Annotated in this window: 13 protein-coding genes; 6 read left to right on the top strand and 7 right to left on the bottom strand. The window is 54.9% G+C overall.

The window, feature by feature from the left end; all coding sequences use genetic code 11:
* Positions 1 to 41 precede the first annotated feature (41 nt).
* Positions 42 to 1,358 (top strand): uracil/xanthine transporter, encoded by a 1,317-nt coding sequence (locus FE783_RS15790; protein ID WP_238403095.1) that lies wholly within the window; start codon positions 42 to 44, stop codon positions 1,356 to 1,358.
* A 79-nt stretch (positions 1,359 to 1,437) separates the two neighbouring features.
* Entirely contained in the window at positions 1,438 to 2,841 is a 1,404-nt protein-coding gene (locus FE783_RS15785) for an NAD-dependent malic enzyme (protein ID WP_138880342.1), read from the top strand.
* A 134-nt stretch (positions 2,842 to 2,975) separates the two neighbouring features.
* On the opposite strand, the gene FE783_RS15780 is transcribed toward FE783_RS15785, so the two are convergent.
* Entirely contained in the window at positions 2,976 to 3,386 is a 411-nt protein-coding gene (locus FE783_RS15780; protein ID WP_138880341.1) for a cytochrome-c oxidase, read from the bottom strand.
* Positions 3,387 to 3,408: 22 nt separating this feature from the next.
* Positions 3,409 to 3,966, bottom strand: coding sequence for a cupin domain-containing protein (locus tag FE783_RS15775; protein ID WP_158301830.1), 558 nt, complete (start codon positions 3,964 to 3,966; stop codon positions 3,409 to 3,411).
* Positions 3,967 to 4,125: 159 nt separating this feature from the next.
* On the opposite strand from FE783_RS15775, the gene FE783_RS15770 reads away from it, so the two are divergent.
* Both FE783_RS15770 and FE783_RS15765 read left to right on the top strand, forming a co-directional pair.
* Entirely contained in the window at positions 4,126 to 6,198 is a 2,073-nt protein-coding gene (locus FE783_RS15770) for a LuxR family transcriptional regulator (RefSeq protein WP_138880339.1), read from the top strand.
* Between the two features lie 200 nt (positions 6,199 to 6,398).
* A complete protein-coding gene (locus tag FE783_RS15765) occupies positions 6,399 to 7,160 on the top strand; it encodes an SDR family NAD(P)-dependent oxidoreductase (protein ID WP_138880338.1) in 762 nt (253 codons plus the stop codon).
* A gap of 67 nt (positions 7,161 to 7,227) precedes the next feature.
* On the opposite strand, the gene FE783_RS15760 is transcribed toward FE783_RS15765, so the two are convergent.
* The 5 genes from FE783_RS15760 to FE783_RS15740 all read right to left on the bottom strand — a co-directional run bounded on the left by FE783_RS15760 (position 7,228) and on the right by FE783_RS15740 (position 15,523).
* Positions 7,228 to 10,971 (bottom strand): heparinase II/III domain-containing protein, encoded by a 3,744-nt coding sequence (locus tag FE783_RS15760; protein WP_138880337.1) that lies wholly within the window; start codon positions 10,969 to 10,971, stop codon positions 7,228 to 7,230.
* Positions 10,972 to 11,215: 244 nt separating this feature from the next.
* On the bottom strand, positions 11,216 to 12,568 hold the full coding sequence (locus FE783_RS15755) for an extracellular solute-binding protein (protein ID WP_138880336.1): 1,353 nt from the start codon (positions 12,566 to 12,568) through the stop codon (positions 11,216 to 11,218).
* A gap of 170 nt (positions 12,569 to 12,738) precedes the next feature.
* Entirely contained in the window at positions 12,739 to 13,533 is a 795-nt protein-coding gene (locus FE783_RS15750) for an ABC transporter ATP-binding protein (protein WP_138880335.1), read from the bottom strand.
* Complete coding sequence (locus tag FE783_RS15745) at positions 13,533 to 14,441, bottom strand: ABC transporter permease (protein WP_138880334.1); 909 nt, start codon at positions 14,439 to 14,441, stop codon at positions 13,533 to 13,535. The genes FE783_RS15750 and FE783_RS15745 overlap by 1 nt, the downstream gene beginning before the upstream one ends.
* A 56-nt stretch (positions 14,442 to 14,497) precedes the next feature.
* Positions 14,498 to 15,523 (bottom strand): ABC transporter substrate-binding protein, encoded by a 1,026-nt coding sequence (locus tag FE783_RS15740; RefSeq protein WP_420799744.1) that lies wholly within the window; start codon positions 15,521 to 15,523, stop codon positions 14,498 to 14,500.
* Between the two features lie 224 nt (positions 15,524 to 15,747).
* Between FE783_RS15740 and FE783_RS15735 the strand changes: the two genes are divergently transcribed.
* Together FE783_RS15735 and FE783_RS15730 are read left to right on the top strand one after the other, a co-directional pair.
* Positions 15,748 to 16,113, top strand: a complete 366-nt coding sequence (locus FE783_RS15735) for an LPS-assembly lipoprotein LptE (protein WP_138880333.1) — start codon at positions 15,748 to 15,750, stop codon at positions 16,111 to 16,113.
* 42 nt (positions 16,114 to 16,155) lie between these two features.
* Complete coding sequence (locus FE783_RS15730; protein WP_138880332.1) at positions 16,156 to 16,698, top strand: AAA family ATPase; 543 nt, start codon at positions 16,156 to 16,158, stop codon at positions 16,696 to 16,698.
* Positions 16,699 to 16,839 lie beyond the last annotated feature (141 nt).

Genomic DNA, 16,839 nt, shown 5'->3' with positions numbered 1-16,839 from the left:
CTTGGTTTATCGATCCGGTTGAGGAAGGGGAGTCTTAAGCTGTGAATAAATGGACCTCCGCTTCTTTTTGGCTGGCGGGCGTGCAATGGATGTTTTTTTTGTTTGTCAATACAGTCGTCGTACCTTTATCGATCGGAGCGGCGTTCGGGTTTGCTCCCGGGCTTATCGCGTATCTCGTCAAGGTTACGTTCATCGTTACCGGCGCCGCCAGCATCCTGCAAGCGTGCTTCGGCCATCGGTACGCTTTGATGGAAGGGCCGGCAGGACTATGGTGGGGGTTCATCCTGAGTCTCGCCGCGGCGGCTCCGTCGATGGGAATGAGCCTAAGCGAGCTTGGCGGGGCGTTATCCGCCGGAATGATCGCCGCGGGGGCGCTCACCTCGCTGCTCGGGGCGCTCGGTTTCGGCGCGCTGCTGAAAAAAGCGTTTACGCCGGTCGTGATGTTCGTATATTTGTTTTTGCTATCGTCCCAGCTTATTATCGTTTTTTTCAAAAGCATGACAGGCTTGTCGGACGGGGGGCGGGTCGATATGCCGGTCGCCGCTTTGTCGGTCGCGATCGTCCTTCTGGTCAGCTGGATCGGCATCAAGGGCCGCGGCATGCTCGGCAATTTTTCCATCCTGATCGGCATGGTGGCGGGATGGGTCGCGTACCGGCTTCTGTTCCCCGGAACGGAGGGCCACACCGTCGGAGAGGGAGGCGGGCTCGGTGTGACGTTGTTCCCGTGGGGAGCGCCTCATATCGAAGTTGGCATTTTGCTCGCCGCATTGCTCGCCGGGCTGATCAACATGACGAATACGGTTACGGCGTTAAGCGCCGCGGACAAGCTGTACGGCAAGTCCAGCACGGACGCGTCGTACAAGCGCTCCTATCATTTGACCGCCCTTCATACGGCCGTGTCGGGGTTGTTCGGGCTCGTTCCGTACGGTCCGTACACTTCGTCGATCGGCTTTCTGGAAAGCACCAGGATGTTGGACCGTTCCGCTCTCGTATTGGGAGGAGCGCTGTTTGTCATGCTCGGATTCGTTCCGGCACTCGGGACGTTTTTCGCAGCGATGCCGGCCAGCGTCGGCGGCGCCGTACTGTTCGTCGTTTATTTGCAATTGTTCGGCACGGCTTTCCGTAATTTGCACGGCTATTCCTTCAACCCGAGAACGGTTTATCGGATGGCGGCTCCCGCCCTGCTCGGTATCTCGATCCTGAACGTGCCGGCGGACGCCTTCGCCGGGCTGCCGGGAACGCTGCGGCCGATAATCGGCAACGGACTGCTGATGGGCGTTATCGTATCGATCGTGTTGGAGAATACGGTCGATTGGTCGAAGTACGGGCAGCTCCGGCAGACGGTCGAGGAGAAATAGAGGTTTTGTTCGTGCCGGGCCCCGGGCGGGGATGGTACCCGGCTTGCATATTGCGATTTATCACTCAAGGGGGCAAACTATGGCACAGACCAGCATTATTGTACGACTGGAGCTCGATCACGGCAAGGTTACGTTCGGAGACGTAGCATCCGCGATTAGCATGGCGGGAGGAGATATTACATCGATCGACGTCATCCGTCCGGGTCAGGATACCTCGGTGCGGGATATTACGGTCGATGTCGCCGAATCGGCGGAGAGCGATGTCGTGGAGGCGCTGCGGCGGCAGGAAGGGATCAAGCTGATCAATGTGTCAGATAGAACGTTTCTCGTCCATCTGGGCGGTAAAATCGCCGTACAGCCCAATATGCCGGTCCGCAATCGCGACGATTTGTCGCGGGTATATACCCCGGGCGTGGCGAAAGTGTGCTCGGCCATTCACGAGAATCCGAATAAAGCGTACTCGCTGACAATCAAGCGGAATACGGTAGCGGTCGTCACCGACGGCACAGCCGTGCTCGGACTCGGGGACATCGGACCGCATGCCGCCGCTCCCGTGATGGAGGGCAAGGCGATGCTGTTCAAGCAGCTGGCCGGCGTGGATGCGTTCCCGATTTGTCTCGATACGAAGGATACGGAAGAAATTATTCGCACCGTCAAGGCGATTAGCCCGATATTCGGCGGCATCAATCTGGAGGACATCGGTTCGCCTCGGTGCTTCGAGATCGAGACGCGTCTGGCCGAGGAGCTGGACATTCCCGTCTTCCACGACGACCAGCACGGAACGGCGGTCGTGCTGCTTGCCGGTATGCTCAACGCGCTCAAGGTTGTGGGCAAACGGATCGACCAAGTACGTATCGTCGTAAACGGAATCGGTGCAGCTGGTGTATCCGTCTGCAAAATGCTGCTGGCCGCTGGGGTTAAGCGTCTTGTCCCAGTAGACCGGGACGGTGCGATCGTACGCGGCGGGACGTACGAACAGCCGATGTGGAACTGGTTGGCCGACCAGCCGCAAGTAGAGGCGGCAGAAGGGGGACTGAAGGATGTTCTTCGCGGGGCCGACGTGTTCATCGGGGTGTCGCGGGGCGGACTTCTGAACGCCGCGGATGTAGCGACGATGGCACCGGATAGGATCGTCTTTGCGCTTGCCAACCCGCAGCCGGAGATCGATCCGGAGGAGGCGCTGCCGCATGTTCGCGTCTTGGCGACGGGGCGGAGCGACTATCCGAATCAAATCAACAACGTGCTCGCATTTCCAGGCATATTCCGGGGAGCGCTCGACTGCCGGGCGAGGCGCATCAACGAGCCGATGAAGCTGGCCGCGGCGCGCGCCATCGCTTCAGTCGTCTCCGACAAGGAGCTGAATGAACAGTACATCATTCCTAGCATCTTCAACGAGCAGGTCGTCGTGAAAGTACGGCACGCCATCATCGAGGCGGCTATCCTGACCGGGACGGCCCGCCGTATTCCGCCGGACTTCCGCTAATTCCGCGCGAGTGGCCGTGAGGCTGCAAACCTAACAAAGTCCCTGCTGTTCTGTACCGTATACGCGGTTTCAGTCCAAAGCAGGGATTTGTTGTTTAAGGAGCTTTTAGTGGTTTCGCATAAAGGACGTCCGGATCATCCGGCAGTGTGACGGGTTGCCGAACGGTCGGCATGCACTTCCTTGGAGGCATGCACATTACGCACGATGTTGATAAAGAAAATCAGAGTGCCGAGCACGATCAGAATGCCCCCGACCGGGATTAACGGAGCGAGGCTTGCGAAGCCGAGAATATAGGCGGCGAGTCCGCCCATCATAAGGGGAACCCCGATATTGTGCATCCAGAAGTGCAGCTTGCCGAGTGTACGGGACGCTGCGGGAAAGCGGTCATATACGAGGCCGCCGATAGCCATGGACACCCATCCGATCAAGTTCAGATGAACGTGGACGGGGCTGAGACCGAAGCTTTCGGTCATGGACATGCCCATTCCCATCACGACCCCGACCAGAAAATAAAACGATGCGATTTTTAGCATGAGAGTTCCCATTGAACATCATCCTTTCCTTTTTTCATCTGCAATACGTATTTAACAATCGTTCTTCCACGCCGCGCCACTTGGCGATTCGGTACAGCAAGCTGAAAATCCCCTTTTGCATCCCGATCGGGATTCCGTTCATATACGATTCGCCTAGCTCGAATAGGACGGCCAGCTCGAAGAGGTTGCGGGGAATTCCGGTCTTTTCCCTCACTTTGCCATCCCGGGCGAGACCGTAAGCTATTCGGAGCATCTGCTCGAACCGTCTGGCCGGAGCGACTTTGACATGAAACACGATGTTTTCCTTGCCCGGGTTAAAAAAGCGGTGCAGCGACCACGGCGGCGCAGATGCGGCTTGACCGGGCTGGAGCTCGCGAAGCTGTCCGTCCAGCTCCAAGTGAAGCACTCCGTCCACCGCAGCGAAGTGCTCCGTATAGGCGAGGTGGTAGTGAAGGTCCACGCCTCCTCCGGGGGCCAGTTCGACCTCTACATACTCAAAGGATCCGCCGGACTCGGCCCCGGTCGTAAGGAAGGTGACCCGGTCTTGGACGAGCGGGTTTTCAATCGTTCTCGGCAATGTTGCATGAGACACATCCGTATGCCTCCTTTCAAGGCTCAGCAGTTATCGCATGGTTCAACTTTATCACCCGGACCTAAGGTCTGAGTACTATACTACGGTATAATTTGGAAGTATACTTTAGATGAATTTGGCGCGGATAGCCGTATATCGGTCAACAATGGGAGGTTCGGAATGAAGGGAGATGTCGTACGATTCGAGCGGGGAAAGGGGAAATCAAGGCCGCCGGCCGCCTCAAGCATTGATGACCGCGAAGATCAATTCCTGGTAGGCCGTGAGCGGGAGAGAGCGCTGTTTGAGCGGTTTTTGGCCGGCGAGCCGGTGAGCAAGCCCGTTTGGAACCTATATGGCACAGGCGGAGTAGGCAAAAGCACTCTGCTCGATGCGTTCCGCAGGCAAGCAAGAAGGCGGGATGCCGTTTACGTGCAGCTTGACAGCCGGGAGTTCAGACGGACGGGGGACGATTTCTGCAGGAAGCTGCTCCTGCAGCTCTCATTCGCTGACGGAAGCGGCGGCGGGAATGAAGAGCCGCTCGCTGCCGCGCTGGGCGGGCTGAACCGGTTGGCGCAGGACCGTCAGGTCGTTGTGGCGCTGGATACTATCGAAGAAATGACCGGCATGGACGACTGGCTGAGAGAGCAATTTTTGAGACGATTGGACCCGAGAATACTCGTTCTCCTGGCGGGGCGGCACCCGCTCAAGGGACAGTGGCTGTTGTCTCCGGCCTGGAGAGAGCGTACTTTGTGGCTCGCTATCGAACAGTTGACCCGGACGGACGTATTGGATTATGCACGCAAATGCGGTCTTACCGAAGAAGCCCAGGGAGAGCGGCTATGGGAGCGTACGAGAGGGCATGGGCTTTCTCTGTCGCTGGCCGTATCGACGGCTCTGCTAGAAGGGAGCGGCCCGCTTCATGATGCGGGATGGTCTTCGGAGCTCGCTTCATCGTGGCTGAAGGAAGTTCCGGACGAAGAGCTCAGGCAGCTCGTGGAGGCGGCTTCGATGCTAAGGCAGTTCAATCAGGAGCTGCTTGCGTATGTCATGGAGCAGGATATAAGCGCCGGGAACTTCGGCAGGCTCACTTCGCTTTCTTTTGTAAGAAAGATCGAGCAGGGATGGAGACTACACGACCTGATGAGGGAGTCCACGCGAAGTCAGCTGAGGGAACGGGCGCCCGTGAAATTCGGCAAGCTTATGGAGCGCTGCGTTCGCTATTACGCCTCGACTATCAAAGGGGCGAGCGGCAAGCGGGATGTGGCCCCGGAAGTGGGGGAACTGTTTTGTTATATCGGAGATGCCCTGATTCGGGCGCACTTGAATGCGACGTGGAAGAATGAGTTTAGTTGGGAGTCGCTATCGGCGTCCAATCTTGGGGAAGGTCTTCAGTATTTGCAGCAGCGCCGTAATGAGGCAAGAACGGTTACCCGTAGAGGCATCGACCCCGTGACTGGCAGCCTGCTGGAGTTAACGCTTTCGGGAGAAGAGACGCTGTACACGATCGAGGGGGTGGACTTGGAGGAGCTGCTCGGATTAGGACAGCAGTCGGTTATGCTGATGAAGACGCAGGGCGGAAAGGTTCACGGGCTGTCGGCTATTATTCCGATCAACCGGGGGACGCTGGCTTACTTGGAGCAAAATCCGTTCTCCGGCCCTTATATCCGCAGCCTGTCCGCGGCAGAGCGCAAGGAGCTTGACGTTTCGGAATCGGAGCAGGCCGGCTGGTTTATCAGAAGCATCGATATCCTGGACTGGACCGATTCCGCTCTTCTTCAGGAAGGCGGTGCTCAAATGTACAATTACATGTGCTCAGGCAAGCTGTTCTTTGCTTCGCCGCCTCCGCTTCCGATGTTCCACGATTCGCATCTGGGTCTCGGGTTCGAAGCGGTTCCCGATGTGTTCCACTGCAGCTATGACGGCAAAACCCCGACGCCAACTTTTGTGTTGGATACGAGAGGGGAGAAGCTTGACGCTTATCTGGCCGCTATGCTGCGCCGTATAGGCATACAGCCGGAGCCTGCGGAAACGAGAATATCGGAGAGGGCCGAGAGAGAGGATACGCTTCTTGAATTCGGGCTGACGGAACGGGAGCGGGAAGTCGTCCAATGCGTGCTGGAAGGCTGCTCCAACCTCGAAATCGCAGCACGGCTGTTTATTAGCGAAATTACGGTAAAGAAACACTTAAGCTCGGTCTATGCGAAGATGCAGGTGAAAAACCGCAGTCAGCTCATCAAGGCCGTGCTGCAGTAAAATAGAAGGCAGCCGGCCGGGATGGTCGACTGCCTTTTCTCGACAAAGGGATAGTTCAAGACGGATAGTCAATAACAATTTGGTTGACTGTACACTTTCACTTACATATACTTAGGTTACCAATTTAATTAGTTATCGAATTATTAGATGATCTATTTGTTTTGGAGACGAAAAGCGATCAAAATTCAGGAGGAATTGATATGAAATATACGGTTATTACGGGAGCCAGCTCAGGAATCGGGTATGAAACGGCTCTCGCTTTCGCGGCGCGTGGAAAAAACTTAATTGTAGCGGCCCGCAGAACGGAGGAACTGGAAAAATTACAATCAAAAGTGGCTAATCTAAACCTGGACGTGGATGTTGTTATTCGAACCGTTGACTTATCTGTTACTGCAAATGTGTATGAATTCTACGAAAGTCTTCAGGATTATCAGATCGAGACGTGGATCAACAATGCCGGATCCGGGAGCTTTGCTTCCGTTCGGGAACAAAATTTAAATAAAGTTACAGCCATGCTTCACTTGAACATTGAGGCCTTAACTGTTCTGTCCTCTCTGTATGTGCGTGATTATGCCGATGTTGAAGGAACGCAAATCATCAATATCTCTTCAGGCGGTGGATACCAAATTGTCGGCAATTCCGTGGCCTACTGCGCGACGAAGTTTTATGTAAGTGCCTTTACAGAAGGTCTCGCGCAAGAATTGAAAGAAAGAGGAGCTGCCATGCAAGTGAAAGTGTTGGCTCCTGCTGCAACTGAAACTGAATTTATTAAAAGCGCTTTGGATATCAAGGAGTTTCAATATGAAGGATTCGTTCCAAAATTTCATACTGCAAAAGAAATGGCTGGATTTATGTTACAACTTTATGATGGCGAGAAAGTTGTTGGGATCGTGAATGGAACAACCTATGACTTTGAATTAAGAGATCCGATTTATCCGTATGTGGCGAGGACAAGAAGCTAGCCTAGACAGAGCAGAAAAAAGGCCCTCATCATGCAACCGAGATGAGGGCCCTTCAAATGGCAAATCGTTATCGAACTTCGATCGAATGCCGCCCCGACGCTACCGGCACCGTCAATAGTTTGGCCGACGCATCGTAGCCGTAATTCGCGACCGGCGCGCCGTCCACTTTTACGAGCGTGGGCGCGGAGGGAACGCGGAACGAATACGATCCGGCTGCTTCAACAACGAGAACGCCTGCCGTTGTACCGCTACCGGCGTCGAAGGTAAACGAAGCGTCGAAGTTCGCCGACCCCAGCAGCAACGTCTGCCCGACATCCGTCAAGCTTGTGCCGCCGGTCATCGCGAATGCGGCCGGAACGCCGGAAGCCCCGCGCGAGACGACCGATTGCTTCGCATCGCTTGTGATGCCCTCGACGGTATACGAACCCGACGTGCCCGTTTTGAACAGAACGTAATCGAATTGCGAACACGAGACATCGCAATTTACTTTTGCGCCGATAACGCCTGCAGCCGAAACTTGTGCGGCCTGTAAAGCCGAATCAGTTTCCACGGCATTGCTTGCAGCCGGCAAAAGACGAACCTCGTCGATCCCGATCCGGTAACTGCCTGACGACGGATGCTTCCCGGCGACTTCCATACGTATCGTATGATCCCCGGCCGACAACGCTATATCGCCGAAATGGTGGAGCGGAGCGCTCTGTGTCACCGGGCTATAGCCTTCGAAAACGGTCCCGAGCTGCTGGCCGTCCACGTAAGCTTTCACTTGACCGTAATTGGAAGCGAGCATAAAATAGCCGCTTAAACTATAGGTTCCCGATGCGCTCACGTTCATGGAGAAGTCTATGTAGTCCCCTGCGGCATCGGCTTTAAACGTCATAATATCCGCCGTTGCGGCCTTCACGTAATCCGCGCTGTCCCCGGACGACGACACTACGGCATTCAGCAGATCTGCCCCCGTTAAAACGCCCGCAGGCTGCGGCGAAGCCTCCGCCTTCAGCACGCTCAGAAACCGGTTATCGGCAGTCGCCGCGCCGCTTCCCACTTTCACCATATATCCGTACGACTCCGCGCCGGAATACTTGTCGAACGTAATCGGCAATGCGGACGTCCCCAACGTGTAAGCGGTCATCCGAGCGCCGCTGTGACGATAGGAAAACTTGTTGCCATACGTCGTAACGCCGACTGACGCCGCTGTCCCGTCGATTTTCGCGTCTTTGACTGGACCCGCGTAGAGCATCCAGTCGTACGTATGGGGCGAGCTCGCCTTCAGATCGTCCATCATGACATAGTAATCGTTGACGCGAACGATATGCCGATCGAAACTCGAAAGCGAATTGCCGTAAGCGCCGGGAGCCGAGCCGATCATATAGTCCACGTTCGGCGACAGGATGCCGGCTTGCAACCGGCCTTCTCCTTTGGCGGATTGCGACTGCCCGTCTACCCGGATCGTACTGTGGCCGTCCTTCGCCGTAAAGTTTTGTTTCGGACCGGGGCTCAGATCCCGGTATCCCGGGTCCCTGGCGATAAATGTGCCGTTCGTGGCAAGCGTAAAGCTGTTCTGGTCGTAGTGGCTGTGATCGAGCTTGTTATTGTTGCCGATCAACGTCAGCAAGGAATCGCCGCCAGTCCAGCCAGAGCGAATCGCCGCCCAGCCCATTTCGTCGAACAGCTCGGAGTTCGGCCAATCGCTCGGGATGCGGGCATTCGCGTCGGGGATGAAATACAGGAATCGATCGAAGGCCGAACCGGCTACGTCCGCTTGCGTCAAATACCAAACCGCATTAGGATTGTTCAGCCAGCGCGCCACGATGCTCATCGTATTGTGAAAGAAGCCGTAACTGTACGCATTCGCGCCCGAATCGGAGATCGTGGCCAACCCTCCGCCTCCCGGGGACAGGAAGTAGTTGGACCAGCGTACGATAAAATCGTTGAAGAACGGATGTTCGAAATAAGTTTGCACCCCGGTCGTCCGAGTCAAGTTGTCGATCCCGCGGATCATGTTTTCCACCGAATAATCCGTGTAGTTGAACCCTTCCGTTTGTCCGGAATTCATCCGGAAATCGAGGTACCAATCATAATAGCGAACCGCGCGGGTCAAATACTTTTCGGCCTTGGCGCTTTTGCCCAGCAGCGCGGCTCCTCCGCTTCCGAGCGCGGCCGCCCGCAGCGCGTCGGCATTGTTGTCGACGTCGTTGATCGAGAGCCGCAGCGGTTCTAGTCCAAGTTGTTCGAGCGCATTTTCCACCTTGGACCTTTCCTCCGGAGTCAGCAAATCGTACAATACGTCGTAAGCCGCGCTTACGCCGAGCGTCAAATGTGCCGTATCCAGACAAGACAAGCCTCCGCCGCACGGATAATTGGTATCCGTCCACCGCTCCCAATCCGACAAGGAAAGCATGTACGATTTCGCTTTTGCGGCATAATCCGGATTTTGGGTAATGACGTAAGCGAGCGACAACGCTTCCAGCCGGTATTGGAGCGCTTTGGCCATGGCGGCCCAATACGGGTACGTAGGACTTCCCGTATAACCCGGAGGGTTGGGCATGACAGGCGGCATGACGGGCGGCAGCGGGTAAGTGACCGGGTATCCGTTATAGTAACGCACGGTATAGGACGTTTCGTTCAAATACTCGTTCGCATCGCCGAGTACGCTGTCCCACAGCTCCTTGCCCGTTGCGCCGGAAGGGGAGGGAGTCAAATCTTGCGCGCGCGCGCGAAGCTCCGGAATATCGGCGGCCGTAAAGAACAGTCGCGGATGACCGGTTACGGCGAGAGGAAATTCCATATCCGGCACCTGCTTCAGAGAAGCTTGATCGAAATACGCGACGCCGGTATTCGATCCGCTCGAATAGAGCAGTACCGATGCGGATACCGCGTTGTCCGGGGCCGTCGCTTCGACGCTGATATTCGTCCACGCGTTCGAAACGGTTGCGGTCTTATACTTGTTCGACACCCGCACGTTCGCGGCGTCCCAAAATTCCAAATAATAGCTGAAGGAATTGCCGCCGCTTTTGAAAACATCGACGAGCGCCCGATACACTTCGCCGGCTGCGATCGGCACCTTGGCGCTGCGCAAGCCGCCGGAGGCCGTCGTGCTGGAATCGGTCAGCTTTACGCTGTATACGGCTTGCAGCACTTGATCCGTCGCGGATGCGATTCCGATCGCGGAGTTGAGCGGAGTCCATTGCGACGGCATATTGCCGGACACCATCTCAAATCCTCCGTTCGGAATCAATTCGGGGATCGGAGGACTGTACCGGAGCGAAGCCGCATCGAAATACGATACGCCTACGTTCGCGGAATTGGAATAGAGCAGCAAAGTCGCGGTCACGGCGGTCGCCGGCGCCGAATCTTCGACATTCAGTTCGGTCCACGCCGCGTTCGCCGCATTGGTCTTCGTCTTATAGGCGACTCGTTGGTTGTTCGCATCCCAAAACTCGAGGTACAGGGTCGAGTGTCCCGAATCGTCCTTGGCGAACACCGACGCCGCATAACGATTTCCCGGCGTGATCGGCACGGCGGCGCTTCGCATCCCGACACCGGTGTTGGCGCTCGGGTCCGCGATTTTTAAAGCTTTAACGCCCGCGTAAACATGATCGGTTACGGAAGCGTAGTAGGAGCCTTGGGTAATCGAAGTCCACCGGATCGGCAAGCCGCCGGATACGGTTTCGAATCCTCCGTTCGGGAGAAACTCCAACCCGGACGCCGCCTGTACCGCCGGTATCGTACCGAACGGTCCCGGGAGCGCCGGTGCGATGCCCAGCGCCATTACGACAACAAGAAGCTTGGAAATAAAGCGTTTCCATTTCAATGCCTATCGACTCCTTTATCCGAATAAGGAACTAACGAGACATCTTATCGCCGTGAGCGATGCCGACGGCGCTAATCCTTAAGAACACCCCCCCATTCCTGATATACATCTATATCACATTTTGCTTTTTGATTATATTATACTGTTTCATTTTGCGTCAATTACAAGTTATGTGATTCTGATAAAATACAAAAAGCTTGTCTCTTCAGGAAGGTATCCTAAAAAGACAAGCTTCTGCGTATTCTTACAGCTGGGCTTCCAGTTTTGCGGAAAGGCCGTCCTCGCCTTCCAAGCCCGACCAAAATAACAGCAGCTCCTCGCGCATCTTCACGATCATCCGGTAATTCATGTTCAAATCCTTATGGAGCTGAAACGTGGGGATAATGTGCCGGAACATGTGATAATTGGTCAGGCGGGCGTCCCGTTCGGGAACGGGCGCCTCGGCGACCGGCTTCACGGCGGGAATGCTGAACGTACGCTCGCCGATCAGCTTTTGCGCTTCGGCCGAAGTCAAGAAGCGGACCAGCTCGTTAGCCGCTTCTTTATGGGGAGAGCGCACATGGACGGCCAGACCCATGACTAGCAGCAGCGTGTTCGGCGTATGGAGGCGAGGCAGCGGAGATACATCGAACTCAAACGCTGCATCCTTTAACATGTTGAGCCCGAAGTAAGTCGTTACGATCATCGAAACCCGCTGCTTCAAAAACAACGTTTGGGCGTCCATTCGGAGCCCGCGGGGGAATATCGTCTCGTTCTGGACGATATCGCGGCAAAACGATAAGCTTTCCATCAGTTTCGTCCCGCGCAAGCGTACTTTCCCGGCCTCATTCCTCTCGAATGCTTGTCCGCTCTGCATCATAAAGGGAAGCCATCGGTTCTCGGTTTCGTGGAGATAGAAGAATCCGTACCTCTCCGGCTTCCGGGTCAGCTTCTCCGCATGCTCGAGAAGCGTATTCCAAGTCCAGCCGCTGTCCGGCTCCAGCAGACCGCTTTCCCGAAAATGCTCTTTATTGTAGCACAATACGACCGGTGAAAACAGGAACGGCTGCGCCCAAAGCGTACCGTCATGCTTGAAGCTTTCGGTCAGGAACGGGTATATGTCTCCGCGCTTCTCTTGAACTTCCAAGCTTTGCAGAAGCCCTTCGTGCGCCAGCTCCTCGAAGCCCGGATAAGTCAAAACGGCCACGTCGAAATCGCCGCTTTCGACAAGCGATTGCAACGACGATTCCGGAAAGATCGTCGTCTGTACCCGAACGTTCGGGTACCGGGCGTGGAACCGGTCGAGCAGCTCCCCGAGCGCGGCATCCCGGGAAAGCGTGTGCTGACAAGCGAGCAGCAGCTTCGTTTCCGCGCTTATCGTTTTCGGGCGCACTTTCGAGCCGACCCGGGGAATCGTCTCGATCCATCCATCGGCGGCCAGCGCTTCCAGTCCTTTGCGAACCGAATTGATGCTCATGCTGAATTGCTCGGACAACGCTTCGACCGAAGGCAAAAAATCGCCCGGCGCATACTGACCCGAGGAAAGACGGCTGCGCAACGTTTTTACCATATCGTCGAAACGGTTGCGGAACGTTTTGCGGCTAGGCGATTGGCTCATAACTCACAACCTTATATCATATCTGGTCTACTATGTCTCTGTCTGTATTCTTTTTGTATCATATTATAAAGGGTTCGGGAGTGTCAATGATGGCGCGGACGGCCAAACAAGTAAAAACGCCGCCCTAGATTAAGGCGGCGCTTTGTTCTGCGCTATGCGAGACGAATCCTTTAGTTCAAAACAATCCGGTCATCCGCCAGCTTGTGTCCGCTGATCCGCTCGAACTCGCCGAGCAGCTGCGCCACGGTCAAATCCCGCTTCCGTTCCTCGGGGACATCCAGGATGATCCGCCCCTTGTCCATCATAATCAGCCGGTTCCCGAGGCGGATCGCCTGCTCCATGTTGTGAGTCACCATTAGTGTCGTTAATCGCTGCTTGCGCACGATTTCCTCGGTCAGGCGCGTTATCAATTCGGCGCGGGACGGATCAAGCGCGGCGGTATGCTCGTCGAGCAGCAAAATTTCCGGCTGCGTGAAGGTCGCCATCAGCAGGCTGAGCGCCTGCCGTTCCCCTCCGGACAACAGACCCACCTTGGCCCGCAGCCGATCCTCCAGCCCGATGCCCAGCCGCTTCACCTGTTCCCGGAACTGTACGCGTTTGGCGGATGTAACACCCAGCTTGAATAACCGTGGTTTCCCCCGCGCATAAGCCATCGCCAAGTTCTCCTCGATGGACATAGTAGGGGCGGTGCCCGCCATCGGGTCTTGGAATACGCGGCCGATCCAACGGCTTCTCCTGTCCTCGGAAAGTTGCTGAACCGGTTCTCCGTTAATGAGCACGTTCCCGGCGTCGGGCTTCATCGTACCGGAAATCAAATTCATCAGCGTCGATTTGCCGGCTCCGTTGCTCCCGATTACCGTTACAAAATCGCCGGGGTTCAGCTTCAACCGGATGTCCATCAGAGCGATTTTCTCGTCCGGCGTTCCGGGGTTGAACAATTTCGATATTTGGTTAAGCTCCAGCATTACCGCTCACCTCCCGTTTGTGGCGATTGCGGAGCGGCGAGCTCCATGGCGCGCTTTTTCGCCACATTTTTTTGCCGTATGGAGCGCCTCACCGAGGGAAGTACCAGCGCAACGACGACGATCAGGGCGGTAATGACCCTCAGGTCGGAGGCGTCGAGCCATTCCACCCGCAGAGCCAAAGCGACGACGATCCGGTAGACGATCGACCCGAGCACGGCGGCGAGCGTAGCGCGGAACACGCTGCCCGTCCCGAAGATGGCTTCGCCGATAATGACGGAGGCCAAGCCGATTACGATCATGCCGACGCCCATCGATATATCGGCAAAGCCGGACTGTTGGGCAACGACGGCACCGGAGATCGCCACCAATCCGTTGGACAGGCTGACGCCCAAAATGGTCGAATTGTCCGTGTTGGCGCCCAGACTCCGGATCATGCGGGGATTATCGCCCGTAGCCCGAAGTGCAAGACCCAAATCCGTGCGGAGGAACGCGTCGAATAGAAGCTTGATGACGATCACGACAATCAGCATCAAAACGACGGGGGATACCGATGTAAAGACGGTGTCCACATTGAGCAGCGACACATTGGGCTTGCCCATAATCCGCATATTGATGGAGTAAAGGGCCATCATCATCAAAATCCCGGAGAGCAGGCCGTTCACTTTCCCTTTCGTATGGAGCAGGCCGGTGCAGGCCCCCGCAGCCAATCCGCTGGCAAAGGCGGCTATAGTCGCAAGCCAAGGCGAATACCCGTTCGAAATCATGATCGCCGCAACGGCCCCGCCTGTAGCGAAGCTGCCGTCCACGGTCAGATCGGGGAAATTCAATATCCGGAATGTAATGAAAACGCCCAAAGCCATCAGGGCGTAAAGAAGGCCGAGTTCGACCGCGCCGTAAAGATCCTGCATGCAAGCCCCTCCTCAAGCAAAGAAAGGGGGACGTTGGAAGCCCCCCCGATATCGCCTTATTGTATGATGTTATTTTGTTTGTCCTTGACCTGATTCTTCATGGCGTCCGTAACCGTAATGCCTTGACTGGCCGCCGCCTTCATGTTCAGAATAAGGTCCAATTTATCGGGAACGGTCACCTTGAGATCGCCCGGCTTCTTCCCGTTCTTCAGGATGTCTACCGCCATCTGGCCCACTTGATAGCCATGATCGTAATATTTGAAGCCCACCGTCGCGAAGGCTCCCTTCTCTACCGTATCCCGGTCGCTGGAGAAGAAAGGAAGCTTGTTCTCGTTAGCGATTTGGATGATCGAACCGACGCCGCTGACTACGTTATTGTCCAGCGTAATGTAGAGGGCGTCCACTCGGCCCACCAACGATTGCGCGGCTTGCTTCACCTCCGACGTATTCGTGACAGGCGCTCTGACCAGCTTCATGCCGTGCTTCTCCAGCGCCTTCTCGGCCGTATTGGCCATAACGATCGCATTAGGCTCCCCCGTATTGATGACCAAGCCGAGATTTTTGACCTTGGGGAAATTGGCGTGAATGAAATCCATCAGCTGTGTAATCGCTGCAGGATTCGTATCGGAGGCACCGGTAATGTTTCCGCCCGGCTTGTCCATATTGGTTATCAGCTTGGCGTCAAGCGGGTCCGTGACCGCCGAGAAAAGAATCGGCGAATTTTTGACCTGCTGCGCGACGGCGATCGCCGAAGGGGTAGCGATAGCCAGAACGAGTTCGTTTTTCTTGGCGGCGATTTTTTGCGCGATCGACAAATTGTTCGGAGAATCGGCCTGCGCATTGTTGTAATCGACCTTCAGATTGTCTCCCTCGGTAATTCCCGCATCTTTCAGCGCGGCCAGAAAGCCTTGACGGGTCGCATCCAACGACGGATGCTCCACGTATTGCGAGATTGCGATGGAGTATGTCTTCTTCGCCCCTCCGGTTCCCGCATTGCCGCAAGCGGCCGCTGTCAATAGTATGGCGGATGCCAACAAGGTGACGCCCATTTTTTTCAGCACGTAATCCTTCACTCCATTCATTAAATAAAATTTCCCAATTCGATAACGCTTCCAATTAATTTATTACAAGTTTAAAGTGACAAACCTTTTCCGTCAATCGGAAATTTGCACCAATAAATGGGAATTAAGACTTTCGTCAGCCAGGACTCGAAAAAAGAAGGGAAATCCGTGGTATTATGTATTCATGTGAATGATAGTTATCGGATAACAGAAAAATTCGAATATAAAAAAGTTGGGGGAAAATAATGAGAGCAGCACTACTTCAATTAATTCTGATTACAGTTACAATACTGATAACCGGTTGCGGCCAAAATAAGAGTGCAACCGGTATCGAGGACAATTTGAACAAAATAATAACGAATAAGCAGTACATGGTATCAAGCAATCCTAATGACTATATTAAGAATCAATTAAGTGCCTACAAAGAAATACTGGGCATGGGGGATGAAGCATTGGCTTATTTGACCAAGGAATTAAGGACGAGCGATCAAGACGGATTGAGAGAGTGGGTCATGGCCAAGGCGTGCGAGGATATTTTAAAGGATCATAGTTCTGTTAAGGAATGGGCGACCGGAAAAGAGTGGATCAAGAAGTACGATGAAAGTAAATAAATGGACTCTGGCAGCTTTATTTCAAAGGAGTGATATTTGATTATGACAACAGCATTTCCCGGCATTATACTCGTTACCGGAATAATGGCAAGCGGAAAATCGACAATCGCCCAGCTGCTGTCTGAACGCTTCGAGAAATCCGTGCATGTGCGGGGAGATCTTTTTCGCAGAATGATCGTGAATAACCGCAAAGAAATGCAGCCCGATGCGGGGAATGACGAGTTGGAACAATTGCGACTCCGGTATCGGCTGGCCGCCCATACGGCGGATGCTTATTATGAAGCCGGATTTATAGTAGTCGTTCAGGATGTTGTCGTCGGTCCGATGCTGAACGAGTTCGTATCGTTCATCCGAAACCGCCCCCTTTACGTTGTAGTCCTTTGTCCGAATGCATCGGTTGTTGAGCAAAGAGAAGCCGCCCGCGCCAAGAAAGGATACGGCGCTTGGACCGTGGAAATGTTGAATGGCCTGTTGCAAAACGAGACTCCCCGAATCGGAATGTGGCTGGATTCGTCCGAATTGACGCCCGAAGAAACCGTTGATGAAATTTTGGCAAGATTGCAGGACGAGGCGCTTCTGACGTAACGGGGTACAAATGAACTTATTTTCTTATGCTGATTTCAATGGTGCCCGCGTTGCCGTTACTGGCAGTGCGGGTATTTTTTGTACATGATGACCGAGCATACGGCTTATATTTTGCAAAAATCCCCGATAAAGTACCGAATA

The organism is Paenibacillus mesophilus, assembly GCF_005938385.1.
GTDB classification, from domain to species: domain Bacteria; phylum Bacillota; class Bacilli; order Paenibacillales; family NBRC-103111; genus Paenibacillus_AB; species Paenibacillus_AB mesophilus.
This window is presented reverse-complemented; position numbering and strand designations above follow the sequence as displayed.

Bases quoted from the DNA above. Each gene is read 5' to 3' on its own strand.
- FE783_RS15730 (WP_138880332.1), top strand. From the start codon at position 16,156: ATGACAACAGCATTTCCCGGCATTATACTCGTTACCGGAATAATGGCA.
- FE783_RS15735 (WP_138880333.1), top strand. From the start codon at position 15,748: ATGAGAGCAGCACTACTTCAATTAATTCTGATTACAGTTACAATACTG.
- FE783_RS15765 (WP_138880338.1), top strand. From the start codon at position 6,399: ATGAAATATACGGTTATTACGGGAGCCAGCTCAGGAATCGGGTATGAA.
- FE783_RS15745 (WP_138880334.1), bottom strand. From the start codon at position 14,441: ATGCAGGATCTTTACGGCGCGGTCGAACTCGGCCTTCTTTACGCCCTG.
- FE783_RS15780 (WP_138880341.1), bottom strand. From the start codon at position 3,386: ATGGGAACTCTCATGCTAAAAATCGCATCGTTTTATTTTCTGGTCGGG.
- FE783_RS15770 (WP_138880339.1), top strand. From the start codon at position 4,126: ATGAAGGGAGATGTCGTACGATTCGAGCGGGGAAAGGGGAAATCAAGG.
- FE783_RS15785 (WP_138880342.1), top strand. From the start codon at position 1,438: ATGGCACAGACCAGCATTATTGTACGACTGGAGCTCGATCACGGCAAG.
- FE783_RS15755 (WP_138880336.1), bottom strand. From the start codon at position 12,568: ATGAGCCAATCGCCTAGCCGCAAAACGTTCCGCAACCGTTTCGACGAT.
- FE783_RS15750 (WP_138880335.1), bottom strand. From the start codon at position 13,533: ATGCTGGAGCTTAACCAAATATCGAAATTGTTCAACCCCGGAACGCCG.
- FE783_RS15740 (WP_420799744.1), bottom strand. From the start codon at position 15,523: ATGAATGGAGTGAAGGATTACGTGCTGAAAAAAATGGGCGTCACCTTG.